The sequence below is a fragment of the Delftia sp. BGA-UO-ETr-SB1 genome (genome assembly GCF_059567865.1).
Genome location: NZ_JCAQOW010000006.1, coordinates 1916353 through 1940064, shown reverse-complemented (window position 1 = coordinate 1940064; position 23712 = coordinate 1916353). Strand labels below are relative to the sequence as shown.

Below are 23712 nucleotides of genomic sequence, written 5' to 3'. Positions count from 1 at the left end.
CGCACCGGAATCCAGACGAAAAAAAAGCCGGGGCATGAAGCCTCGGCCTTCCATGCACAGGAGCGTGCAACCGCTCAGGCAACCGGCGAATTCTTGGCCACGCTGGCCAGGCGCTCGGCACAGCGGCTGGCCTGATCGCCATCGCGCGCCTCCACCATCACGCGCAGCAAAGGCTCGGTGCCGCTGGCTCGGATGAGCACACGCCCCGTATCTCCCAGCTCGGCCTGGACGGCCTCGGTGGCCTCTTCCAATTGGGTGTTGCGCTTCCAGTCCTGGCCCGGCTGCAGCCGCACGTTGAGCAGCACCTGGGGAAACAGCTGCACGGACGACAGCCACTGCGACAGGCTCTTGCCCGAGCGCACGCAGGCCTGCAGCACCTGCAGTGCGCTGACCAGGCCGTCGCCCGTGGTGTGCTTGTCCAGCGCCAGCAAATGGCCCGAGCCCTCACCGCCCAGGGTCCAGCCCTGGCGGTGCAGCTCTTCCAGCACATAGCGGTCGCCGACCTTGGCACGCACAAAGCCCACGCCCTGGGACTTCAGCGCCACCTCCACGGCCATATTGGTCATCAGCGTGCCCACGGCGCCCGGCACGGCCTCGCCGCGCGCCAGCCGGTCGGCTGCCAGCAGATACAGCAGTTCGTCGCCGTTGTAGAGCCGCCCTGCCGCATCGACCAGCAGCAGCCGGTCGGCATCGCCATCCAGCGCCACGCCGAAATCGGCCTTGTTGGCGCGCACGGCCAGCACCAGAGCCTCGGGGTGCGTGGCACCCACGTCTTCGTTGATGTTCAGTCCATCGGGCGCACAGCCTATGGCCACCACATCGGCTCCCAGTTCATGGAAGACCTTGGGTGCGATCTGATAGGCCGCGCCATGGGCCGCATCGACGACGATCTTCACGCCCTTGAGCGTGAGCGCGTGGTCAAAGGTGCTCTTGCAGAACTCGATGTAGCGCCCTGCCGCGTCTTCAAGGCGCCGGGCCTTGCCCAGAGCGGCAGAGTCGGCCCACACGGGATCTTCGGTCAAGGCCTGCTCGACCTCTTCCTCCCAGGCATCGGGCAGCTTGGTGCCCTGTGCGCTGAAGAACTTGATGCCGTTGTCGTAGTAAGGGTTGTGGCTGGCGCTGATGACCACGCCCAGGCTGGCGCGCTGGGCGCGCGTCAGGTAGGCCACGCCCGGGGTGGGCAGGGGACCGAGCAGCATCACGTCCACGCCGGCCGAGTTGAAGCCGGACTCCAGGGCACTTTCCAGCATGTAGCCCGAGATCCGGGTGTCCTTGCCGATCAGCACCATCGGGCGGGCTTCCTTGCGCCGCAGCACACGGCCCACGGCGTGCGCCAGGCGCAGCGCGAAGTCGGGGGTGATGGGCGAGCGGCCCACCAGGCCGCGAATTCCATCGGTACCAAAATATGTGCGTGCCATAGTGCTCCTTTGTTGTTCAGTTGTTGTCGTGCATGGTCTGCCAGACCGTCAATGCCGCCACCGTATCGGCCACGTCGTGCACGCGCACCACGCGCGCGCCCCGCTCCACCGCCAGCAGCGCCGCCGCCACACTGGGCACCATGCGCTGGCCCTGCGCAAGGCCACTGACCTGCCCGAGCGAGCCCTTGCGCGACCAGCCTGCCAGCAGCGGGAAGTCTAGGCCCAGCAATTCCTGCTGGCGCGCAAGCAGCGAAAAATTCTGTGCCACGCTTTTGCCGAAGCCGATGCCGTAGTCCCAGACAATGCGCTCGCGCGCCACGCCCCGGGCCAGCAGGGCATCGGTGTGCGCCTGCAGGAAATCACGCACGGCGGGCACGGCATCGCCTTGCATGGGCGTGGTCTGCATGTCCTGTGGCGTGCCATGCATGTGCATGAGACAGATGCCGCAGCTCGGGTGCGCGGCCACCACCTGCTGCGCGCCCGGCTGGCGCAGCGCCCAGATGTCGTTGACGATGTCGGCCCCCAGATCCAGCACGGCCTGCATGACCTCGGGCTTGTAGGTATCGACGGAGACCGGCACGCCCAGTTGCACCGCGCCCTGCACCACGGGCAGCACGCGCCGCAACTCCTCGTCCAGCGGCACGGCCGGCGATCCGGGCCTGGTGGACTCGCCGCCGATGTCGAGGATGTGCGCGCCCTCACCGATCAGCTGCTCTGCATGCCGCAAGGCCCGCTCCACCGTGTTGTGCCGCCCCCCGTCGGAAAACGAGTCGGGCGTCACATTGACGATGCCCATGACCAGTGGACGCTGAAGGTCTAGAACAAAGCGCGAAGTCTGCCATTGATGCGGCATGGGATTTCCTGAAGGTAGGCGCTTGCCGGACCGGGCCCCTCGCTCGGCCACCGCTGTGGGCGATTGAACACATCCTGCAAGCAAAGCAAAAGGGCCCCTCGGGGCCCTTTGCATGGGATTGGCAGATTCTGCGGCAAGCAGATCAGGCCGTGGTGGGCGCAGGGTCGGCATCCACTGCCGGCGTGCCGCCGGACGAGTTGCCACCGTCGGACGACGGCGGGTTGCGCGGCACCCAGTCCTTGGGAGGACGCGGCTCGCGGCCGGCCATGATGTCATCGAGTTGCTCGGCGTCGATGGTTTCCCAGTCGAGCATGGCCTTGGCCATGGCATGCATCTTGTCGGAGTTGTCCTCGATCAGCTTGCGCGCCAGTCCGTACTGCTCGTCGATGATGCGGCGAACCTCCTGGTCCACCTTCTGCATCGTCTGCTCGCTCATGCTGTTGGTCTTGCTCATCGAGCGGCCCAGGAAAGGCTCGCCTTCCTGCTCCGCATAGACCATGGGACCCAGCGCGTCGGTCATGCCGTAGCGTGTGACCATGTCGCGTGCGATCTGCGTGGCCCGCTCGAAGTCGTTGCTCGCGCCCGTGGTCATCTGGTTCATGAACACTTCTTCGGCAATGCGTCCACCGAACAGCATGGCGATCTGGTTGAGCATGAACTCCTTGTCGTAGGAGTAGCGGTCCTTCTCGGGCAGGCTCATCGTCACGCCCAGCGCACGGCCGCGCGGGATGATGGTGACCTTGTGCACGGGATCGCACTTGGGCAGCAGCTTGCCGATCAGTGCATGGCCCGCCTCGTGGTAGGCCGTGTTGCGGCGCTCTTCCTCGGGCATGACCATGCTCTTGCGCTCGGGGCCCATGATGATCTTGTCCTTGGCCTTCTCGAAATCCTGCATCTCGACGGTACGCGCATTGCGGCGCGCGGCCATCAGGGCTGCTTCGTTGCAGAGGTTGGCCAGATCGGCACCCGACATGCCGGGCGTGCCGCGGGCGATCACGCCCGGATTCACGTCCTGGCCGACAGGGATCTTGCGCATGTGCACATTGAGGATCTGCTCGCGGCCGCGGATGTCGGGCAGCGTCACGTACACCTGGCGGTCGAAACGGCCGGGGCGCAGCAGCGCCGCATCCAGGATGTCGGGACGGTTGGTCGCAGCCACGACGATCACGCCGAGGTTGGTTTCGAAGCCGTCCATCTCGACCAGCATCTGGTTCAGGGTCTGTTCACGCTCATCGTTGCCACCGCCCAGGCCTGCGCCGCGCTGGCGGCCCACGGCGTCGATTTCATCGATGAAGATGATGCAGGGTGCGTTCTTCTTGGCGTTCTCGAACATGTCGCGCACACGGGCAGCGCCCACGCCGACGAACATTTCCACGAAGTCGGAGCCCGAGATGCTGAAGAACGGAACCTTGGCTTCACCAGCGATGGACTTGGCCAGCAGCGTCTTGCCGGTACCCGGAGGCCCGACCAGCAGCAGGCCACGCGGAATGCGGCCGCCGAGCTTCTGGAACTTGTTGGGGTCCTTGAGGAAGTCCACGACTTCCTTGACCTCTTCCTTGGCTTCGTCGCAGCCTGCAACGTCGGCAAAGGTCACGGTGTTGTTGTTCTCGTCCAGCATGCGCGCCTTGCTCTTGCCGAAGCTGAAAGCACCGCCCTTGCCGCCGCCCTGCATCTGGCGCATGAAGTACACCCACACGCCGATCAACAGCAGCATGGGGCCCCAGCTGACGAGCAGGGTCATGAGGACCGAGCCTTCTTCGCGGGGCTTGACGTCGAACTTGACGTTGTTGTTGATCAGATCGCCCACGAGCCCACGATCCAGGTAGGTGGCCGTGGTGCGCACCTTGCGATCATCGTTGGTCGTGGCCACGATCTCGGTGCCGCCGGGGCTTTCCTGGATGGTGGCGCTCTTGATGCGGTTGCTGCGCACCTCTTCCAGGAACTCGGAGTAACCGACATGGGACGCGCCGGCGCCGCCACGGGTGTCAAATTGTTTGAACACCGTAAACAGCACCATGGCGATGACCAGCCAGACGGCAATTTTTGAAAACCACTGATTGTTCAAGCGGGGCTCCAATGGGGATACAGATAAAACGACTTCCAGCGTGCTCGAAGCGTATTTGCGGTTCATTTTAGGTGTTTCAAGCTGGCTGGTCGCCTATATCCCTCTATAGCAGCCATAGCTTGAATGCGGTCTTGACCCGCGTCAGGGCCGCGCCGGGCGGCTGTGCAGGGCTACCTGAGCCCCATGCCCACCAGAAACGTCTCCGAAGACTTGTCGCGCGAGGACTTGGGCTTGATCGGCTTGACCACCTTGAAGGTCTGCCGGAACAGCGCTACCAGGTCGTCGTAGGCCCCGCCGTGAAAGAGCTTCACGACCAAGGCCCCTTCAGGTTTCATATGGTGGATGGAAAAATCAACCGCCAGCTCCACCAGCAGCGCAATGCGCGCCGCATCCGTCGTACCGTTGCCCGACAGGTTGGGAGCCATGTCGGAGACCACCACATCGGCCTTGCCACCGCCCAGCGCTTCCTGCAGCTGCGCCAGCACCGGCTCCTCGCGGAAATCGCCCAGAATGAACTGCACGCCCTCGATAGGCTCCATGGGCAGCAGATCCAGCGAGATGATCCGGCCATTGAGCGCGCCCACCGCCGCGCCTTCTGGCGACAGACAGCGGCGCACATACTGGCTCCACGCTCCTGGCGTAGAGCCCAGGTCCACCACCGTGGCACCCGGCCGGATGAGCTTGAGCTGCTCGTCTATCTCCTTGAGTTTGTAGGCCGCGCGAGCGCGGTAGCCGTCCTTCTGGGCGGCTTTGACGTAAGGATCGTTGACGTGGCTGTTGAGCCAAGCCTTGTTGACCTTCTTGCTTTTTGTTTGGACTTTCATGCTGGATTCTTTCAGCCTCGATAATACGGCCATGCCCCAAATTCAATTGACTCCCGCCGAGCGCCGGGAACACCGCGCCAACGCACACCACCTGGACCCCGTGGTCCTCATCGGAGGTGACGGCCTGACGGCTGCCGTGCAAAAGGAGGTCAACGCCGGCCTTAACGCACATGGCCTGATCAAGGTCCGTGTCTTCAACGACGACCGCGCCGCACGCGAGCAGATGTATCTGCAGCTGTGCGACGAACTTGGCGCTGCACCCATTCAACACATCGGCAAGCTGCTGGTGCTCTGGCGCCCCATGCCGGAAAAGGAAAAAGCCGTCGACGAGAACCGCATGCCCGGTCCTCGCGATGTCAAGCTGCTCAAGTTCAGCAAGCGCTCGGGCCAGAAACCCGAGGTCAAGCAGATCCGCGTGCTGGGCAACCAGCGCCTGACGGCAGGCGGCCAGGTCAAGCGCGCCAAGCCCAAGCAAAAGTCGGTCAAGAAGCGCCAGGCAGACTGAGTCCGCCGCATCCATGACCGTAGCATTCCATGCCGCCAGCGTGGCCCAGGCCGCGCAACCGCCCTCCGCCTCCCCCTCTGCGCAGCAGCGCTTCGTGATCTGCATGAAGTGGGGCAAGAAGTACGGTCCGGAGTATGTCAACAGGCTCTACGCCATGGTGCGTCGGCATCTGAAGGGCGATTTTCGCCTTGTCTGCCTGACCGATGACGGCGTGGGGATTCGTGAAGAAGTTGAATGCCTGCCCATTCCGCCGCTGAACCTGCCCGCCGGCATTCCCGAGCGCGGCTGGAACAAGCTGGCCACCTTCAGTGCCGACCTTCATGGCCTGCGCGGCACGGCGCTGTTTCTTGACGTGGACGTGGTCATCACCGGGCCGCTGGACGATTTTTTCACCGAGCCCGGCGAATTCCTGATCATCCACGACTACAAGCGTCCCTGGCGCATCACGGGCAATTCCTCGGTGTACCGCTTCGAGCTGGGTGCCCACCCCGAGGTACTGGACTACTTCCGCACGCATTTCGAAGAGATCCGCAGCAGCTTCCGCAACGAGCAGGCCTACCTGTCCGATATGCTGCACAAGCAGGGCAAGCTCAAGTACTGGCCGCAGGCCTGGTGCCCCAGCTTCAAGTACCACTGCATTCCCGCATGGCCGACGAACTACTGGAAGCCGCCCTTCGTGCCGGATGGTGCACGCGTGGTGATCTTCCACGGAGAATGCAACCCGCCTGACGCGTTGGCCGGCCGGCGCAATCGGCGCTTTCGCTATATCCGGCCTGCCACCTGGGTGGCCGAGCACTGGCACGAGTGAGCAGTTCGACCCACAAAAAAACGCCCGCGCTTGCGGGCGTTTTCGTTTGGCATGGCACCGAACCGGCAGGACCGGGATCAGGCCGTGGCCTCGGCTTTCGCTTGAGACGGACTGCCTATGCGCCACAGTACGACGAGCGCACACAGCCACTGCAGCGCATACATCACCGTGCCCACGCCGTGCCACAGCTTGAGGTTGTCGCGTGCAACGATGCGCGGCGACACGCCGTACTGGACCAGAAATGCCAGCAGCATGCCTGCGATCACAAAGCCCAGACAGGCCTTGGCCCAGGGCTGCAGGACCGGCTCCTTGTTGCGCCGAGACAGGACCAGCAGCAGGGCCGCGCAGGCGATGGACACCCAGGTCTGCGCAGCAAACAGCTTGGCTGCCATGAAGCCCGCGACAGCCGGCGTGGGCAATTGGGCGAACAGCATGGGCACGGCCATGAAACCGATGGCCGACAGGCTGCCCCACCACAGGGCAGCAGCCAGCAGGGGAACGCGTTCGTACAGGTTGCTCATGGGCTTAGGCCTTCCTCAATGATCGAGGCACAGGCGCTGACGCATCAGAGGTAGCGCACCGACACCACTTCATAGCGGCGCTCGCCGCCCGGCGCCTGCACGACGGCGGTATCGCCCTCTTCCTTGCCGATCAGCGCGCGCGCGATGGGGCTGGAGACGTTGATCAGGCCCAGCTTGAGGTCGGCCTCGTCCTCGCCGACGATCTGGTACTTGACCGTGTCGCCGCTGTCTTCATCCTCGAGCTCCACCGTTGCACCGAAGACCACGCGGCCACCGGCATCCACGGAAGAGGGATCGATGATCTGGGCAGCCGACAGCTTGCTCTCGACCTCGGCAATGCGGCCTTCGATGAAGCCCTGGCGGTCCTTGGCGGCCTCGTATTCGGCGTTTTCGCTCAGGTCGCCCTGGGCACGTGCCTCGGCGATGGCCTGGATGATGGAGGGACGCTCCACGGTTTTCAGGCGGTGCAGTTCGTCCTTGAGCTTCTCGGCTCCGCGCTTGGTGATGGGAATGGTGGCCATTGAAAAGTCTCCATGTTCAGCGAACGCCGCGCGCTGCGCGGTTTCTTTGGTACAGGCGGGCCGGCGACTTTGCGGCTGGACCTGCACCCCAAAAGCAAACCGCCGCACGTTGCCGCGCGGCGGTTTCATCGAATGATTCATTCCATTATGCCGTGTTTACCCACCCGAAATGGTGGGATAACCCGGCGGCACTGTCGGACAGTGCCGCTCGCTGCGCGCCATCAAAAAACAGGCGCAGCGGCAATGGAAGGATCTCAGGCAGCCTGCAGTTGGGCGTGCAATTCCTGGACCGAGTGCACTTCCATGTTGCCCATGGACTTCATGCCTTCGACGGCAGCTTCTGCACCGAAGATGGTCGTGAAGGTGGTCACACGCGCCAGCAGGGCGCTGGTACGGATGGCGCGCGAGTCGGCGATGGCGTTGCGGCGCTCCTCCACCGTGTTGATGACCATGGCGATCTCGCCGTTCTTGATCATGTCCACGATGTGGGGGCGGCCTTCGGTCACCTTGTTGACGAGTTGCACCTCGATGCCGGCCTCGGAGATGGCCGCTGCCGTGCCGCGCGTGGCGCACAGCACGAAGCCCATCGCAGCCAGCTCCTTGGCCACGGCCACGGCACGCGGCTTGTCGGCGTTCTTCACGGTCAGGAAGACCTTGCCCTGGGTCGGCAGCGTGACGCCGGCGCCCAGCTGGCTCTTGACGAAGGCTTCGCCAAAGGTCTTGCCCACGCCCATGACTTCGCCGGTGGACTTCATCTCGGGGCCGAGGATGGTGTCCACGCCAGGGAACTTCACGAACGGGAAGACGGCTTCCTTGACGCTGAAGTACGGCGGCGTGACTTCCTTGGTGATGCCCTGCTGGGCCAGCGTGTCGCCGGCCATGCAGCGCGCAGCCACCTTGGCCAGCTGGATGCCGGTGGCCTTGGAGACGAAGGGCACGGTGCGCGAGGCGCGCGGGTTGACTTCCAGCACGTAGATCACGTCGCCGTCAGCCGTTTCCTTGATGGCGAACTGCACGTTCATCAGGCCGACCACGCTCAGCGCGTTGGCCATGGCGGCAGTCTGGCGCTTGATCTCGGCCACGGTCTCGGGCTTGAGGTAGTAAGGCGGCAGCGAGCAGGCGGAATCGCCCGAATGCACGCCAGCCTGCTCGATGTGCTCCATCACGCCGCCGATGAAGACGGCGCCTTCGCGGTCGCGCACGCAGTCCACATCGCACTCGATGGCGTTGGACAGGAAGTGGTCCAGCAGCACGGGCGAGTCGTTGCTGACCTTGACGGCTTCGCGCATGTAGCGCTCCAGGTCGCGCTGCTCGTGCACGATTTCCATGGCACGGCCGCCCAGCACATAGCTGGGACGCACGACCAGGGGGTAACCCAGGCCGGCCGCCTTTTCAAGCGCTTCGGGCTCGGTACGGGCCGTGGCATTGGGCGGCTGGCGCAGGCCCAGCTCATGCAGCAGCTTCTGGAAGCGCTCGCGGTCTTCGGCCGCGTCGATCATGTCGGGCGTGGTGCCGATGATGGGCACGCCTTCCTTTTCAAGACCCAGCGCAAGCTTCAGGGGCGTCTGGCCGCCGTACTGCACGATGACGCCAACAGGCTTCTCGACAGCCACGACTTCGAGCACGTCTTCCAGCGTCAGCGGCTCGAAGTACAGGCGGTCCGACGTGTCGTAGTCGGTGGACACGGTCTCGGGGTTGCAGTTGACCATGATGGTTTCATAGCCGTCCTCGCGCATGGCGAGCGCAGCATGCACGCAGCAGTAGTCGAACTCGATGCCCTGGCCGATGCGGTTCGGGCCACCGCCCAGCACCATGATCTTTTTCTTGTTCGTCGGCTCGGCTTCGCACTCCTCGTCATAGGTGGAGTACATGTAGGCCGTGTCGGTGGCGAACTCGGCAGCGCAGGTGTCCACACGCTTGAACACGGGGCGCACGCCCAGTGCCTTGCGTGCTTCGCGCACGGCCTTCTCATTGCTGTGCAGCAGCTTGGCCAGGCGACGGTCGGAGAAGCCCTTTTGCTTGAGCGTGCGCAGCGTGGTGGCATCCAGTGCGGCCAGCGCGGCATCGCCCTTTTCCTCGTAGACCTGGTCCAGCTCGAGTTCGATCTTCACGATCTCTTCGATCTGCACGAGGAACCACTTGTCGATCTTGGTGATGTTGTGCACCTCGTCCAGCGTCCAGCCGGCAGCGAAGGCATCGCCCACATACCAAATGCGGTCCGGACCTGGCTCGCCGAGTTCCTTTTCGAGGATTTCGCGGTCCTGGGTCTTTTCGTTCATGCCGTCCACGCCGACTTCCAGGCCGCGCAGCGCCTTCTGGAAGGACTCCTGGAAGGTACGGCCAATGGCCATGACCTCGCCCACGGACTTCATCTGCGTGGTCAGGCGGTTGTCGGCAGCGGGGAACTTCTCGAACGCGAAACGCGGGATCTTGGTGACCACGTAGTCGATCGAGGGCTCGAACGACGCAGGCGTCTTGCCGCCCGTGATGTCGTTCTTGAGTTCGTCCAGCGTGTAGCCCACGGCCAGCTTGGCAGCGACCTTGGCGATGGGGAAGCCCGTGGCCTTGGAGGCCAGCGCCGAGGAACGCGACACGCGCGGGTTCATCTCGATGACGATCATGCGGCCGTCCTTCGGGTTCACCGAGAACTGCACGTTGGAGCCGCCCGTGTCCACACCGATCTCGCGCAGCACCGCCAGCGAGGCGTTGCGCATGATCTGGTATTCCTTGTCGGTCAGCGTCTGCGCGGGTGCCACGGTGATCGAGTCGCCGGTGTGCACGCCCATGGGGTCCAGGTTCTCGATGGAGCAGATGATGATGCAGTTGTCCGCCTTGTCGCGGACGACTTCCATCTCGTACTCCTTCCAGCCGAGCAGCGATTCCTCGATCAGCAGCTCATTGGTCGGGGACGCTTCCAGGCCGCGCTTGCAGATGGTCTCGAACTCTTCGGGGTTGTAGGCAATGCCGCCGCCCGTGCCGCCCAGCGTGAAGCTGGGGCGGATGACGGTGGGAAAGCCCATTTCCTTTTGCACGGCCCAGGCTTCGTCCATCGAATGGGCGATGCCCGAGCGTGCCGAACCCAGGCCGATGCGCGTCATCGCATCCTTGAACTTGAGGCGGTCCTCGGCCTTGTCGATGGCCTCGGGAGTTGCGCCGATCAGCTCGACCTTGTACTTGTGCAGCACGCCGTTGCGCCACAGGTCCAGCGCGCAGTTCAGCGCGGTCTGGCCGCCCATGGTCGGCAGGATGGCGTCGGGACGCTCCTTGGCGATGATCTTCTCGACCGTCTGCCAGGTGATGGGCTCGATGTAGGTGACGTCGGCCGTGGCCGGGTCGGTCATGATCGTGGCAGGGTTGCTGTTGATCAAGATGACCTTGTAGCCCTCTTCGCGCAACGCCTTGCAGGCCTGCACGCCGGAGTAGTCAAACTCGCAGGCCTGGCCGATGACGATGGGACCGGCGCCAATGATCAGAATGCTTTTGAGGTCGGTGCGCTTAGGCATTTTTGTGTTTCTCCATCAGCGCCGTGAAGCGGTCAAACAGGTAGGCGATATCGTGCGGGCCGGGCGAAGCCTCGGGGTGGCCCTGGAAGCAGAACGCCGGCTTGTCCTTGTGCTCAAGGCCTTGCAGCGTGCCGTCGAACAGGCTGATGTGCGTGGCGCGCAGCGTGTCGGGCAGGGACTCCATCTCCACGGCAAAACCGTGGTTCTGGCTGGTGATGCTGACCCGGCCGTTGTCCAGGTCCTTGACGGGGTGGTTGGCGCCGTGGTGGCTGTTGGCCATCTTGAAGGTCTTGGCGCCGGCGGCCAGGGCCATGATCTGGTGACCCAGGCAGATGCCGAAGACGGGCTTGCCGGACTCCACCAGTTCCTTGGTGGCGGCAATGGCGTAGTCGCAGGGCTCCGGGTCGCCAGGGCCGTTGGACAGGAAAACGCCGTCGGGGTTGAGTGCCAGCACATCCTTGGCGGGCGTCTTGGCCGGCACCACGGTCAGCTTGCAGCCGCGCTCGGCCAGCATGCGCAGGATGTTGAACTTCACGCCGAAGTCATAGGCCACCACATGGAAACGCGGGGCCTGCTGCTGGCCGTAGCCTTCGCCCAGCTTCCACTCGGTTTCCGTCCATTCGTACTGCTGGGCTGCGCTCACCACCTGGGCCAGATCCAGGCCCTTCATGCTGGGGGCCGCCTTGGCCGCAGCCAGTGCCTCGTCGATGCGCGCCTGGGTCACTTCTTCGCCAGCGGCCAAACCGACGATGGCGCCGTTTTGTGCGCCCTTGTCGCGCAGCAGCCGTGTGAGCTTGCGCGTGTCGATGTTGGCAATCGCCACCGTGCCGCTGCGCGTGAGGTAGTCGGGCAGGGTCTCGGACTTGCGGAAGTTGCTGGCCAGCAGCGGAAGGTTCTTGATGATCAGGCCCGCCGCATGGACCTTGCCAGCCTCGACATCCTCTGCGTTGACGCCGTAGTTGCCGATGTGCGGATACGTGAGCGTCACGATCTGCTGGCAGTAGCTGGGGTCGGTGAGGATTTCCTGGTAGCCGGTGATTGCCGTGTTGAAAACGACTTCACCAACCGTGGTGCCTTGCGCACCGATCGAGTTGCCAACAAAGACCGTGCCGTCTGCGAGCGCCAGGATGGCGGATGGGAATGCTCCCTTGAGAGACAAAAGCACTGGGTTCTCCGGTTCTAATTACGGTTACGCCCAGCGTGCCGCACGGACGGATCCGGGCGGGTTATAGCTTGTCTGCAGGGGGTGGCGAGGAAGCGTCGCTAGGCGTAGTGTGGAATGCTTGAAAGCCGCCCATTATAGGCTGGTCGTGCTTCAGCCTCCTGACAGGAGGCGGGATTACCCTTGACGTGAGCCGGCACTCACGCTGCTTGCGTGCAGGCATATCGCCGCTGCAGCAGCCACGTTCAGCGACTCCTCACCGCCTGGCTGGCCGATGCGCACATGCTGCGCTGCCCGCTGCATCAGCGCCTCGCCAACGCCCTGCCCTTCATGGCCCATGGCCCAGGCACAAGGCCAGGGCAGCGCGGCATTTTGGATCAGCTCGCCCTGGTGGGAGCTGGTCACGATCAGGGGCAAGCCAAGCGCATCCAGGTCTTCGGGCGAGGCCGACTCGACCAGTTGCAGACCGAAATGCGCCCCCATGCCGGCGCGCAGCACCTTCTGGCTCCACAGCGCAGCCGTGCCCTTCAGGGCCACGACCTGGCTGAAACCGAAGGCAGCGGCACTGCGCAGGATGGAGCCCACGTTGCCTGCGTCCTGCACGCGATCCAACACCACCGTGGCCACGCCTGCACGGATGACCGCCGATGCCTGCCAGTCCATCAGAAAACCGATGCGCGCCGGGGACTCCAGGCCGCTGACTTCGGCAAACAGGGCATCTGCCAGCACCACGCACTTGCCTGCGCCCCGCACCCATTCCAGCGGCACCAGCGGCCAGAAGGATTCGGCCACCACGGCCACGGAGGGCTGCATGCCACGCGCCAGCGCGGCACGGCACAGATGGTCCCCCTCCAGCCAGACGCGCCCTTGCTTGCGATAGGCCCCACTGTCCTGGACAAGCCTGCGCAAATCCTTGACCAGGACGTTGTCACGGGACTGGATCAATGTGGCGGCGGGTTGTCGGCTCATGGTGAGGCTTTCGGGCAAAGGGAACAGCGCGCCACGGGCGCAGAAAGAAACGGCAAAGGCAATCAGGCTGACAGCAGCAAGGCTTGCGCGCCCTGCGCCGCAGCTGCCACGCGGGCAGCGGCCAGGGGCTCGGCCATGCGGGCAATGCTCACGACATGGGCCACCGGCGCGAAGGTTCGCCGGTGCTCCTCGCAGGCACCGTGCAGGCGCAGCGCCGCAAGGTGGGCCGCCGTGCCGTAGCCCTTGTGGCCGTCGAAGCCATATTCCGGATATTGCTCATGCAGCCGTTCGCACCAGCGGTCGCGCGTGACCTTGGCCAGAATGGAGGCGGCCGAGATGGCCTGCACCAGCGAGTCCCCCTTGACGATGGCCTCGGCCTGCACATCCAGCACGGGCAGCTGGTTGCCATCCACCAGCACGAGCACCGGCTTCAGGCGCAGGCCCAGCACCGCGCGGCGCATGGCCAGCAGCGTGGCCTGCAGGATGTTCAGGCGATCAATCTCTTCGACCGAGGCCTCGGCAATGCTGCAGCACAGCGCCTTGGCACGAATCTCGTCATAGAGTGCCTCGCGGCGCGCAGCCGTGAGCTTCTTGGAATCGTTCAGGCCCTCGATGGGATTGAGATCGTCAAGAATGACAGCAGCGGCCACGACAGGGCCGGCCAACGGGCCGCGGCCCGCTTCGTCCACGCCCGCAACCAACCCCGGCGGATGCCAGGGCAGGCACGCCTGTTCAGGCGGCAGTGGGGGCAATGATTTTCTCGATCGCATGGGCGGCCAGTTCGGCAGTATCGCGCCGCAATTCATGGTGCAGCGCTGTGAAGCGCTGTACCAGCGCCTCGACGGTTGAAGGGGAATGTTCGCACGCCTGCAGCCATTGCAGCACAGCCGCGCTCAGCGCCTGGGGCGTTGCCGCATCCTGGATCAGCTCGGGCACGACGAAATCGCCGCACAGGATGTTGGGCAGGCCCACCCAGGGCTGCAACTGCTTGCCACGCATCAGGCGCCAGCTCCAGGGGTGCATGTTGTAGCCGATCACCATGGGACGCTTGTACAACGCGGCTTCCAGCGTGGCCGTGCCGCTGGCGATCAACGTCACGTCGCAGGCTGCCAATGCATCATGGGACTGGCCGCGCACGATGTGCAGCGACGAGGCCATGCCGGACTCCTGGGCAATGCGCCGCAACTCGTCCAGTTGCGAAGGCACGGCAGGCACTACTATTTTAATAGCTGGCAGCGCCTTCCGGACCAAAGCTGCAGCCTGAAAGAAACGGGCTGCAAGATAGCGGATTTCGGAGCGTCGGCTGCCGGGCAGCACGGCCAGCACCAGACCATCTTCCGGCAGACCCAGCCGACGGCGCGCGGCGGCACGGTCGGGCTGCAGCGGAATCACGCTGGCCAGGGGATGGCCCACGTAGGTGGCATCTATGCCGTGACGGGCCAGCAACTCGGGCTCGAAGGGAAAGATGCACAGCACATGGTCGGCCGCACGCCGGATTTTCTCGACGCGATCAGCACGCCAGGCCCAGATCGAGGGGCAGACGAAATGCACGGTCTTGATGCCCGCAGCCCGCAGATCGGTCTCCAGGCCCAGGTTGAAGTCGGGCGCATCGATGCCGACAAAAACGGCTGGCGGCTGCTTGAGCAGGCGCTGGCGCAACTGCCGGCGGATGTTCAGAATCTCGGCCAGTCGGCGAAACACTTCCCAGCTGTAGCCATGCACGGCCAGCCGCTCGCAGGACCACCATGCCTCAAAACCGCGCTGCTGCATTTGGGGCCCGCCGATGCCAAAGGCCGAAGCCTCGGGCCAGCGGGCCTGCAGCCCACCCAGGAGCAAGGACGCCAGCAGGTCGCCTGAGGTTTCCCCGGCGACCATGGCAATCGATGGACTCAGGCGCGCCAATGGCGCCGCGTTCTCTGTCATGCCGTCCTTTCGCGCGCCGGATCAGCGCGCAATGCCCCGGGTCGAAGCGGCCAGAAAATCCAGCATCAGCGATACATCGGCAGCGGCCTCGGGCTGCTCGCCAGCCAGCGATCCAATGGCGTCGCGCGCGGCCTCCAGGGTCAGCCCCTGGCGATACAGCAGACGGTGCATCTGCTTGATGGCCTGGATACGCTGCGGCCCGAATCCGCGCCGGCGCAGGCCTTCGATATTGAAGCCACGCACGGCCAGGGGATTGCCATCCACCATCATGAAGGGCGGCACATCCTGCGAGATATGGCTGGCAAAGCCCGCCATGGCATGGGCGCCCACCTTGGTGAACTGGTGCACGCCCGTCAGGCCGCCCAGGATCACATGGTCGCCCACATGCACGTGGCCAGCCAGGGTGGCGTTGTTGGCCAGGATGGTGTGGCTGCCCACGACGCAGTCGTGGGCCACATGGACATAGGCCATGATCCAGTTGTCATGGCCGATGACCGTGACACCCTGGTCCTGCACGGTGCCCGCATTGAAGGTGCAGAACTCGCGCACCGTGTTGCGGTCACCGATGACAAGCCGCGTGGGCTCGCCTGCGTACTTCTTGTCCTGGGGCTGCGCGCCCAGGGACGCGAACTGGAAAATCCGGTTGTCGCAACCAATGCGGGTATGGCCTTCGACAACGCAATGCGCGCCAATCGCAGTGCCGGCGCCGATTTCCACATGCGGCCCGATGACGGCATAGGGGCCGACCGACACCGATGAATCCAGCTGTGCAGCGGAATCTATCAGTGCCGTGGGATGGATGCGTTCAATGCCAGCCATGCGCCCGTCAGCCCACGTTGCGCATGGTGCACATCAGCTCGGCTTCGCAGGCCACTTCGTCCTCGACGCGGGCCACGCCCTTGAACTTCCAGATGCCGCCGCGAACGCGATCGATGGTGATCTCCAGCACCAGCTGGTCGCCCGGCTCCACGGGGCGCTTGAAGCGCGCACCGTCGATGCCCACGAAGTAGTAGATGTTGTTTTCGTCGGGAACCTGGCCCATGGCATCGAAGGCCAGCAGGCCGGCAGCCTGCGCCAGCGCCTCCAGGATGAGCACGCCCGGCATGACGGGACGGCCTGGGAAATGGCCCATGAAATAGGGCTCGTTGAACGTGACGTTCTTGATCGCCTTGATGCGTGTATTGCGCTCAAGCTCCGTGACCTTGTCCACCAGCAGGAAGGGGTAGCGGTGGGGCAGTTGCTTGAGAATTGCGTGAATATCCATCATTGCGTTCCGTTATGGCCTTGATCCGCCGATTGCTGCAGTTGCCGCTCCAGGGCCTTGATGCGATCGCGCATGGAGTGCAGCTGCTTCAGCGTCGCAGCATTTTTTTCCCATTTGGCGTTTTCATCCACGGGAAACATGCCCGTGTAAACACCTGATTGTGTCAGCGAACGGGTCACTACCGTCGCTGCCGAAATATGCACCCTGTCGGCCAGCTGCAGATGGCCCAGCACGATGGCGCCGCCTCCCACGGTGCAATGCGCGCCAATGCGCGCGCTGCCGGCCACCCCCACGCAACCGGCCATGGCCGTATGCTTGCCGACGTGCACGTTGTGACCGATCTGGATCAGGTTGTCGAGCTTGACCCCGTCCTCGATCACCGTGTCGTCCAGCGCTCCGCGGTCTATGCAGGTATTGGCGCCGATTTCCACATCGTCGCCGATCCGCACGCCACCGAGCTGCTCGATCTTCACCCATGCTCCGTTCTCGGGCGCAAACCCGAAGCCGTCCGCTCCCAGCACCACGCCGGAATGCAGCAGACAGCGCGCCCCCACATGGCAGTTCTCGCCAATGGTGACGCGCGACTTGAGCACGGTGTGGGCACCGATGGTGGCACCCTCTTCAACCACGCAGAGCGGGCCGATCGTGGCAGAGGCATCAACGATGGCACTCTCGTGCACCACCGCGCTTGGATGGATACCGACCGGCGCCACAGACCTGCAGTTCCGCTTCCACCACTGCGTGGCCCTGGCGAAGTAGGCATACGGGTCAGGGACCACGATGCAGGCACCCCGCTGCTGCGCCAGCTCACGCATGGCGGGCGCCACAATAACGCAGGCCGCCTCGGAGGCGGCCAGTTGCTGGCGGTAGCGGGGGTTGCTCAGAAAACTGAGATCCCCGGCCCCGGCGGAATCCAGCGGCGCGATGCGGGAGATGGGCATCTCCCTTTCGCCACCGACCAGTTCGCCACCGAGTGCATCGAGGATCTGACCCAACAATACGCTCACGGCATGCAGCCCTGGACGCTGGCTTACTTGCCGCCGCCGTTCAGCGCCTTGATCACTTTGTCAGTGATGTCGTACTTGGGGTTGATGTAGACGGCTTCCTGGAGGATGACGTCGTACTTCTCGGATTCGGCCACTTGCTTGACCACCTTGTTGGCGCGCTCCAGCACTTGGGCCAGTTCCTCGTTCTTGCGGGAGTTCAGGTCTTCCTGGAACTCACGGCGCTTGCGCTGGAACTCGCGGTCCTGGTCCACCAGCTGACGCTGACGGGAGACGCGCTGGCTTTCGGCCATGGTGGGCGCTTCACGCTCGAACTTCTCCGAAGCGCTCTTGAGCGTATTGCCCTGGTCGACCAGTTCCTTCTCACGCTTGGAGAATTCCTGCTCCAGCTTGGACTGCGCAGCCTTGGCCGTCGACGCTTCACGGAAGATGCGGTCCGTGTTCACAAAGCCGGCCTTGAACTCTTGAGCGTGCGCAGAAACAGCCATGGCGCCAAGCAGCACAGCCAGGGAAAAATGGCTAGATAGAGATTTCATTAGAAAGAGGTTCCGATTTGGAATTGCAGTCGCTGGATTTTATCCCCGGTCTGCTTGCGGATGGGTTGAGCAAAGGCGAGACGCAAGGGGCCCAGCGGGGAAATCCAGCTGATGCCCAGGCCCGTGGAAGCCCGCAGCTCCCCGAGATCGAAGTTCTCGTTGGCCCCGTAGACATTGCCCACATCGAGGAATGTAAAAAGACGCAAAGTCCTGTCATTGCCGGCACCGGGGAAGGGAATCATGAACTCTGCGTTCAAGGTCACCTTCTTGGAGCCGCCAAGCGCCAGGTTTTCCTTGGTGTCGCGCGGACCCAGCGAGCCCTGCTCGAAGCCACGCACCGAGCCCAGGCCACCCGAGAAGAAGTTCTTGAACAGCGGGAACGGACGGCCATTGAGGCCCTTGCCGTAGCCCAGTTCACCGTTCAGTGCCAGCGTGTACTTCTTGCTCAGCGGGATGTACTGCTGGATCTGGTAGTTGGCTCGCACATAGCGGGCCTCGCCACCCACCGACCACTCGGTGTTCAGGCGCTGGTAGAGACCGGAGTTGGGCGCAAGCGCGCTGTCACGGCTGTCGCGCGACCAGCCCAGGGTCAGCGGTATGCCCGTGTTGGAGTAGCCGTACTTGTCGGCATAGTCCTTGTACGCCTGGGGCAGATAGGTGCCGGGCTTGATTTCGGAGCGCTCCACGCCACCGCCGAAATACACCGTGTCGATCTCGCTGAAGGGCACGCCAAAGCGCACGCTGCCGCCCGAGGTGACGATCTTGTAGGCCGCATCGTCGTAGTAGGGACGGTCAGTGCGGTAGTACAGGTCGTAGGTGCGCGAGATGCCGGTGTCCGTGAAGTACGGATCCGTGGTGGACAGCACCATGGTGCGGCGGTACTTGCTGGTGTTCACGTCCACGCCCAGGTAGTTGCCTGAGCCGAACACGTTTTCCTGCTTGATGCCGAACGACAGCGAAACCTTTTCAGCGCTGGAAAAACCAGCGCCCAGCTGCAGCGAGCCGGTGGGCTTTTCAGCCACCGAGATGACCAGATCCACCTGGTCGGGCGAGCCCGCCACTTCCTGGGTCTCGACATTGACCTCGGTGAAGAAGCCCAGGCGGTCCACACGGTCTCGCGACAGGCGGATCTTGTCGCCGTCGTACCAGGAGGCCTCGTACTGGCGGAATTCGCGGCGGATCACTTCGTCGCGCGTGCGGTTGTTGCCACTGAGATTGATGCGTCGCACATAAGCGCGGCGAGAAGGCTCGGCGTGCAGCACCAGGGCCACCCGGTTGGTCGCACGGTCGATATCCGGCACGGCCTCGACGCGTGCAAAGGCAAAGCCGAAGTTGCCGAAGTGCTCGGTGAAGGCCTTGGTCGTCGCCGTGACCTGATCGGCGTTGTAGGGCTCGCCGGGCTTGATCTTGACCAGGGACTTGAACTCGTCGTCGCGGTCGAGGTAGTTGCCCTCCAGCTTGACGCCGGAGACGACGAAGCGCTCGCCTTCATGGACGTTGAGCGTGAGCGAAATGGTCTGCTTGTCGGGCGAGATGGCTACCTGGGTGGAGTCCACGCGGAACTCCAGGTAGCCACGCTGCAGGTAGTACGAGCGCAGCGTTTCCAGGTCGGCGTTGAGCTTGTTGCGCGCATAGCGGTCCGACTTGGTGTACCAGCTCATCCAGTTGCCGGTGTCCTGATCGAACAGGTCCTTGAGCGTGGATTCGCTGAAGGCCTTGTTGCCGACGATGTGGATCTCGTTGATGCGGGCCGGATCGCCCTCGGTCACCGTGAAGGTCAGGTTGACGCGGTTGCGCTCGATGGGCGTGACCGTGGTGACGACCTCCGCGCCATAAAGGCTGCGGTTGATGTACTGGCGCTTGAGCTCCTGCTCGGCACGGTCGGCCAGGGCCTTGTCGAAGGGACGACCCTCGGCCAGGCCCACATCGCGCATGGCCTTTTGCAGGGTTTCCTTGTCGAACTCCTTGGTGCCGGCGAAGTTCACCTCGGCGATGGTCGGGCGTTCTTCGACGACGACAACGAGCACATTGCCATTGGCTTCGAGGCGGATGTCCTTGAACAATCCCAGCGCGAACAGCGAGCGGATCGCAGCTGCGCCCTTGTCATCGTCATACTGGTCGCCCACTCGCAGCGGGATGGATGCGAAGACCGTGCCCGGCTCCACGCGCTGCAGGCCTTCGATGCGGATGTCCTGTACCCGGAAGGGCTCCAGCGCCCAGGCTGCATTGGCAGCCAAAACCATGGCAGCCAGGGTCGATGCAGCGCGCACGCCCAGGCGATTGATACGTTTAGTCATGAATGGATTTGCCGCCGCTGCGGCTTGCCGAAAACGGCTGAAAAGTTAGCCCCAAAGCCGGTTGATATCGTTGAAAAAGGCGACGGACATCATCATCATCAAAACCGCCACGCCTGCACGCTGCAAGCGCCCGGCCCAGACTTCCGACACGCTTCGGCCAGTCACGCCCTCCCAAAGATAATACATCAGGTGCCCGCCATCGAGCACCGGCAGGGGGAGCAAGTTGAGAACCCCCAGGCTGATGCTTATCAGCGCCAGGAACGAGAGGTATTGAACCAGGCCCATGCTGGCCGAGCGCCCCGCATAGTCGGCAATGGTCAAGGGGCCGCTGATGTTCTTGAGCGATGCCTCGCCTATCACCATGCGGCCCATCATGCGCAGCGTCAGCGACGACAGCTCCCAGGTGCGCTGCACGCCAGCCCACAGGCCTTCCAGCGGGCCGCGCTGCACCAGAGCCATCTCGGGAGCACTGCCGATGTAGGCACTGATGCGGGCAATGCTCTCCCTGCCATCTTCCGAGCGGCCCAGATCGGGCAGCACGGGGATCTGCAGTTGCCTGCCATCGCGCTCCACCAGCCAGACCTGCTGCTGGACCTGGCCCGATGCACCCATCTTGCGGATGAGATTGCGCAGCTGGGTGCCATCATCCACCGGTGTACTGCCCACGCGCAGCACCAGGTCCCCCTGGCGCAAGCCGGCCTTTTCGGCGGCACCACCGGCAATCACCTTGTCCAGCACAGGCTGCGTCCAGGGCCCCAGCAGGCCCAGGCGCTCGAAGAAAGCGGCATCGGGCTCGCCCTGCACCTGCCCGGCCAGCGCCAGCCGCAGTTCGGACGGTGCGGTGCGCCGACCCTGGAGCACTTCCATGCGCACCGACTCGTCATCGAGCGCGGCGCGCGTCAGTGTCCAGCGCAGATCATTGATGGAGCGGACCTCTTCCCACTCCTGGTCGCCCAAGGCGATGCGCAGCACGCGATCGCCGCCCTGCACGCCCGCCATCTGCAGCACCGTGCCCGCCGGCGGCGTGGCCAATCGCGCCACGGGCTCCTGCATGCCCATCCAATTGACGATGGCCAGCAGCGCAATGGCCAGCACGAGATTGGCCACCGGGCCTGCCGCCACGATGGCCGCACGTGACCGCAGCGGCTGGGTGTTGAATGCCAGATGGCGCTGGTCGGCAGGGACTTCGCCCTCACGCTCGTCGAGCATGCGCACATAGCCGCCAAGCGGCAGTGCACCGATGACGAATTCCGTGTCCGAACCTTTGCGCTTCCAGCGCAGGATGGGGCGACCGAAGCCGACGGAAAACCGAAGCACCTTCACGCCGCAGGCCACAGCGACGCGGTAGTGGCCCCACTCGTGGACGGCAATCAGCACGCCCAGCGCGACCACGAATGCAACTACGGTCAGCAACAATTGATACTCCTTTGAATCCAATGCGCACCTGGATACCGCCGCAGGCCCACCGAGAAACCCGGTCTGGCCCGCGAAGCCGGCATTACAGCTGCCACTGCCGCGCCACGGTGTGCGCGATTTCGCGGGCCTGGGCGTCAAGGGCCAGCAGGTCGTCCAGGCTGCCCAGTGTAGGCGGCAGCAAGGTTTCGAGAGTGCGCAAATTCACAGCGTGGATACGGTCAAATGCCAGGCGTCGCTCCAGGAAGGCGGCAACGGCGACTTCATTGGAAGCATTGAGAACCGCCGTAGTTCCCTCGCTGGCGAGCAGCGCCTGCCAGGAAAGATGCAGGCCCGGAAAGCGCACGGCATCCGCCTCTTCAAAGGTCAGGGCCGACAGCTTCGCGAAATCCAGGGGCGCCGCGCCGCTGGCGATGCGCCGTGGCCAGGCCAGGCCGCAGGCGATGGGCACGCGCATGTCGGGCGTGCCCAGTTGTGCCAGCACCGAGGCATCCTTGAACTGCACCATGGAGTGCACGATCTGCTGCGGATGGATGACGACCTTGATCTTGTCGGGAGCCATGTCGAACAGCCAGCGTGCCTCGATGACCTCCAGCGCCTTGTTCATCATGGTCGCCGAGTCCACGGAGATCTTGCGCCCCATGGAGAAGTTCGGGTGCGCGCAGGCCTGCTCCGGCGTGATCTCGGACAAGGTGGCCGGATCGCGCAGGCGAAAGGGTCCGCCCGACGCCGTGAGCAGCAGACTGTCCACGCGATCGGGCCAGCTGGCTCGGTCTTCCGGCAGGCACTGGAAAATGGCCGAATGCTCGCTGTCTATGGGCAGCAGGGTCGCGCCGTGGCGCTTGACCGTGTCCATGAACAATGCGCCGCCAACGACCAGAGCCTCCTTGTTGGCCAGCAGCAGGCGCTTGCCCGCGCGCGCGGCCGCCAGACAAGGCGCAAGGCCCGCCGCACCGACGATGGCCGCCATGACGGCATCGACCTCGGGATGCGAGGCGATCTGCTCCAGCGCGTCTGGCGACTGCAGCACTTCGGTCGCCAATCCATTGCTGCGCAGCTGCTCAGCCAGCAGCTTCGCGTGTGGCGCGCTGGCCATGACGGCATAGGCGGGCTTGAATTCGGCACACTGGCGCAGCATCAGGTCCACTTGCGTGGCCGCGCTGAGTGCAAAGACCTCGTAGTGCTCGCGGTGGCGCGCCACCACGTCCAGCGTATTGGTACCGATGGAGCCCGTGGAGCCCAGGACGGTGATTTTCTGCTTCATGAATGCGCGAAAGAGGAAAGCATCATGGCCAGCGGCAGGGTCGGCAGCAGGGCATCGACGCGGTCAAGCACGCCGCCATGGCCGGGCAGCAGACCACTGCTGTCCTTGACGCCCACGCTGCGCTTGACCAGGGATTCGACCAGATCGCCGACCACGCTCATCGCGGCCATGAACACAACCGCCAGCAGCAGGAACCAGGCCCCGCGCGCCAACAGCAACGAATAGAAACTGGGCACGGCCACCGCGTAGTGGCGGTCCGCCCAGACCCAGGCCAAGGCCAGCACCAGCACGCCGGCCATGCCGCCCCACACGCCTTCCCAGCTCTTGCCGGGACTGATGGACGGCGCGAGCTTGGACTTGGTGAATTTCAGGCCCAGGGTCCGGCCTGCGAAATAGGCAAAGACATCGGCCACCCAGACCAGCACCAGCACCGACAGCAGGAAATTGATGCCCATCATGCGCGCCTGCACCACGGCCACCCAGGCCAGCCACAGGGCCAGCACTCCGCCAACCAGTCGCACAGGCCCTGCAATGCGCGGCCAGCCGGCCACGCCTGCGCGCAGCAGTGCCGCGCCGCCCAACACCCAGGCGGAGCCAGCGACCACCCAGACCGCGGTCAGAGGACGCTCCAGCCAGCCCGCGGCCCAGGTCCCCACACACATCGCCGTGCAGATGGCACCTATGCCGATGGCTCCAGCGGAGCCAAAGCCGTTGAGACGGCCCCATTCCCAGGCACCCGCCGCCATGAGCACGAGCACCACCACGGCGAACGGAACGCCCGTCGGATAGAACAGCGCAGGCAGCAAGATGGCCAGCAGGATCAGGGCGGTGATGACTCGCTGCTTGAGCATGGCTCCCCCTT

General features: G+C 64.3%; 21 protein-coding genes. 2 read left to right on the top strand and 19 right to left on the bottom strand.

The features are described from left to right. Positions 1–74: 74 nt before the first annotated feature. From glmM to AC57B5_RS27470, 4 genes are all read right to left on the bottom strand, one after another. Positions 75–1418 carry a phosphoglucosamine mutase gene (glmM, locus tag AC57B5_RS27485; protein WP_043819007.1) on the bottom strand — a complete coding sequence of 448 codons (1344 nt, stop codon included), beginning with the start codon at positions 1416–1418 and terminating at the stop codon, positions 75–77. 16 nt (positions 1419–1434) lie between these two features. Beyond that, complete coding sequence (gene folP / locus AC57B5_RS27480) at positions 1435–2271, bottom strand: dihydropteroate synthase (protein ID WP_496400695.1); 837 nt, start codon at positions 2269–2271, stop codon at positions 1435–1437. A gap of 142 nt (positions 2272–2413) precedes the next feature. Then, positions 2414–4336 carry an ATP-dependent zinc metalloprotease FtsH gene (ftsH, locus tag AC57B5_RS27475; protein WP_016447469.1) on the bottom strand — a complete coding sequence of 641 codons (1923 nt, stop codon included), beginning with the start codon at positions 4334–4336 and terminating at the stop codon, positions 2414–2416. 170 nt (positions 4337–4506) lie between these two features. Next, complete coding sequence (locus tag AC57B5_RS27470) at positions 4507–5160, bottom strand: RlmE family RNA methyltransferase (protein WP_097201689.1); 654 nt, start codon at positions 5158–5160, stop codon at positions 4507–4509. Between the two features lie 31 nt (positions 5161–5191). Between AC57B5_RS27470 and AC57B5_RS27465 the strand changes: the two genes are divergently transcribed. After that, positions 5192–5665: a YhbY family RNA-binding protein gene (locus AC57B5_RS27465; RefSeq protein ID WP_013801462.1), complete on the top strand. Its 474-nt coding sequence runs from the start codon at positions 5192–5194 to the stop codon at positions 5663–5665. Positions 5666–5678: 13 nt separating this feature from the next. Beyond that, positions 5679–6473, top strand: coding sequence for a glycosyltransferase (locus AC57B5_RS27460; protein WP_496400694.1), 795 nt, complete (start codon positions 5679–5681; stop codon positions 6471–6473). A gap of 77 nt (positions 6474–6550) precedes the next feature. Here AC57B5_RS27460 and AC57B5_RS27455 read toward each other — a convergent pair whose 3' ends face one another. The 15 genes from AC57B5_RS27455 to AC57B5_RS27385 all read right to left on the bottom strand — a co-directional run bounded on the left by AC57B5_RS27455 (position 6551) and on the right by AC57B5_RS27385 (position 23701). Next, on the bottom strand, positions 6551–6994 hold the full coding sequence (locus tag AC57B5_RS27455; protein ID WP_496400693.1) for a DUF4149 domain-containing protein: 444 nt from the start codon (positions 6992–6994) through the stop codon (positions 6551–6553). Positions 6995–7038: 44 nt separating this feature from the next. After that, entirely contained in the window at positions 7039–7515 is a 477-nt protein-coding gene (gene greA / locus AC57B5_RS27450) for a transcription elongation factor GreA (protein ID WP_012206729.1), read from the bottom strand. A 254-nt stretch (positions 7516–7769) separates the two neighbouring features. Then, on the bottom strand, positions 7770–11018 hold the full coding sequence (carB, locus tag AC57B5_RS27445; RefSeq protein ID WP_496400692.1) for a carbamoyl-phosphate synthase large subunit: 3249 nt from the start codon (positions 11016–11018) through the stop codon (positions 7770–7772). Beyond that, positions 11011–12183, bottom strand: coding sequence for a glutamine-hydrolyzing carbamoyl-phosphate synthase small subunit (gene carA / locus AC57B5_RS27440; RefSeq protein WP_016447475.1), 1173 nt, complete (start codon positions 12181–12183; stop codon positions 11011–11013). Before carA ends, carB begins: the two co-directional genes overlap by 8 nt. A gap of 174 nt (positions 12184–12357) precedes the next feature. Then, on the bottom strand, positions 12358–13149 hold the full coding sequence (locus tag AC57B5_RS27435) for a TrmH family RNA methyltransferase (protein ID WP_071956499.1): 792 nt from the start codon (positions 13147–13149) through the stop codon (positions 12358–12360). Positions 13150–13211: 62 nt separating this feature from the next. Next, entirely contained in the window at positions 13212–13919 is a 708-nt protein-coding gene (gene rnhB / locus AC57B5_RS27430; protein WP_012206733.1) for a ribonuclease HII, read from the bottom strand. After that, entirely contained in the window at positions 13882–15072 is a 1191-nt protein-coding gene (lpxB, locus tag AC57B5_RS27425; protein ID WP_034396164.1) for a lipid-A-disaccharide synthase, read from the bottom strand. The genes rnhB and lpxB overlap by 38 nt, the downstream gene beginning before the upstream one ends. Before the next feature lie 21 nt (positions 15073–15093). Further along, positions 15094–15891: an acyl-ACP--UDP-N-acetylglucosamine O-acyltransferase gene (gene lpxA, locus AC57B5_RS27420; RefSeq protein WP_496400691.1), complete on the bottom strand. Its 798-nt coding sequence runs from the start codon at positions 15889–15891 to the stop codon at positions 15094–15096. Between the two features lie 7 nt (positions 15892–15898). Further along, a complete protein-coding gene (gene fabZ / locus AC57B5_RS27415; protein WP_012206736.1) occupies positions 15899–16339 on the bottom strand; it encodes a 3-hydroxyacyl-ACP dehydratase FabZ in 441 nt (146 codons plus the stop codon). Further along, on the bottom strand, positions 16336–17343 hold the full coding sequence (gene lpxD, locus AC57B5_RS27410) for a UDP-3-O-(3-hydroxymyristoyl)glucosamine N-acyltransferase (RefSeq protein WP_496400690.1): 1008 nt from the start codon (positions 17341–17343) through the stop codon (positions 16336–16338). The genes fabZ and lpxD overlap by 4 nt, the downstream gene beginning before the upstream one ends. 23 nt (positions 17344–17366) lie before the next feature. Then, a complete protein-coding gene (locus tag AC57B5_RS27405; protein WP_013801453.1) occupies positions 17367–17876 on the bottom strand; it encodes an OmpH/Skp family outer membrane protein in 510 nt (169 codons plus the stop codon). Further along, entirely contained in the window at positions 17876–20173 is a 2298-nt protein-coding gene (gene bamA / locus AC57B5_RS27400; RefSeq protein WP_071956501.1) for an outer membrane protein assembly factor BamA, read from the bottom strand. The genes AC57B5_RS27405 and bamA overlap by 1 nt, the downstream gene beginning before the upstream one ends. Before the next feature lie 45 nt (positions 20174–20218). After that, complete coding sequence (gene rseP / locus AC57B5_RS27395; protein ID WP_492802200.1) at positions 20219–21589, bottom strand: RIP metalloprotease RseP; 1371 nt, start codon at positions 21587–21589, stop codon at positions 20219–20221. Between the two features lie 82 nt (positions 21590–21671). Next, positions 21672–22850, bottom strand: a complete 1179-nt coding sequence (gene ispC / locus AC57B5_RS27390) for a 1-deoxy-D-xylulose-5-phosphate reductoisomerase (protein ID WP_043819021.1) — start codon at positions 22848–22850, stop codon at positions 21672–21674. Then, positions 22847–23701, bottom strand: a complete 855-nt coding sequence (locus AC57B5_RS27385) for a phosphatidate cytidylyltransferase (RefSeq protein WP_063325296.1) — start codon at positions 23699–23701, stop codon at positions 22847–22849. The genes ispC and AC57B5_RS27385 overlap by 4 nt, the downstream gene beginning before the upstream one ends. Positions 23702–23712 lie beyond the last annotated feature (11 nt).

Excerpts from the sequence above, each read along its gene's own strand:
- carB (WP_496400692.1), bottom strand. The coding sequence starts at position 11,018 with ATGCCTAAGCGCACCGACCTCAAAAGCATTCTGATCATTGGCGCCGGT.
- lpxA (WP_496400691.1), bottom strand. The coding sequence starts at position 15,891 with ATGGCTGGCATTGAACGCATCCATCCCACGGCACTGATAGATTCCGCT.
- AC57B5_RS27405 (WP_013801453.1), bottom strand. The coding sequence starts at position 17,876 with ATGAAATCTCTATCTAGCCATTTTTCCCTGGCTGTGCTGCTTGGCGCC.
- AC57B5_RS27470 (WP_097201689.1), bottom strand. The coding sequence starts at position 5,160 with ATGAAAGTCCAAACAAAAAGCAAGAAGGTCAACAAGGCTTGGCTCAAC.
- lpxB (WP_034396164.1), bottom strand. The coding sequence starts at position 15,072 with ATGACAGAGAACGCGGCGCCATTGGCGCGCCTGAGTCCATCGATTGCC.
- fabZ (WP_012206736.1), bottom strand. The coding sequence starts at position 16,339 with ATGATGGATATTCACGCAATTCTCAAGCAACTGCCCCACCGCTACCCC.
- greA (WP_012206729.1), bottom strand. The coding sequence starts at position 7,515 with ATGGCCACCATTCCCATCACCAAGCGCGGAGCCGAGAAGCTCAAGGAC.
- AC57B5_RS27385 (WP_063325296.1), bottom strand. The coding sequence starts at position 23,701 with ATGCTCAAGCAGCGAGTCATCACCGCCCTGATCCTGCTGGCCATCTTG.
- rnhB (WP_012206733.1), bottom strand. The coding sequence starts at position 13,919 with ATGCGATCGAGAAAATCATTGCCCCCACTGCCGCCTGAACAGGCGTGC.
- AC57B5_RS27460 (WP_496400694.1), top strand. The coding sequence starts at position 5,679 with ATGACCGTAGCATTCCATGCCGCCAGCGTGGCCCAGGCCGCGCAACCG.
- folP (WP_496400695.1), bottom strand. The coding sequence starts at position 2,271 with ATGCCGCATCAATGGCAGACTTCGCGCTTTGTTCTAGACCTTCAGCGT.
- bamA (WP_071956501.1), bottom strand. The coding sequence starts at position 20,173 with ATGACTAAACGTATCAATCGCCTGGGCGTGCGCGCTGCATCGACCCTG.
- glmM (WP_043819007.1), bottom strand. The coding sequence starts at position 1,418 with ATGGCACGCACATATTTTGGTACCGATGGAATTCGCGGCCTGGTGGGC.
- AC57B5_RS27435 (WP_071956499.1), bottom strand. The coding sequence starts at position 13,149 with ATGAGCCGACAACCCGCCGCCACATTGATCCAGTCCCGTGACAACGTC.
- AC57B5_RS27455 (WP_496400693.1), bottom strand. The coding sequence starts at position 6,994 with ATGAGCAACCTGTACGAACGCGTTCCCCTGCTGGCTGCTGCCCTGTGG.
- ispC (WP_043819021.1), bottom strand. The coding sequence starts at position 22,850 with ATGAAGCAGAAAATCACCGTCCTGGGCTCCACGGGCTCCATCGGTACC.
- AC57B5_RS27465 (WP_013801462.1), top strand. The coding sequence starts at position 5,192 with ATGCCCCAAATTCAATTGACTCCCGCCGAGCGCCGGGAACACCGCGCC.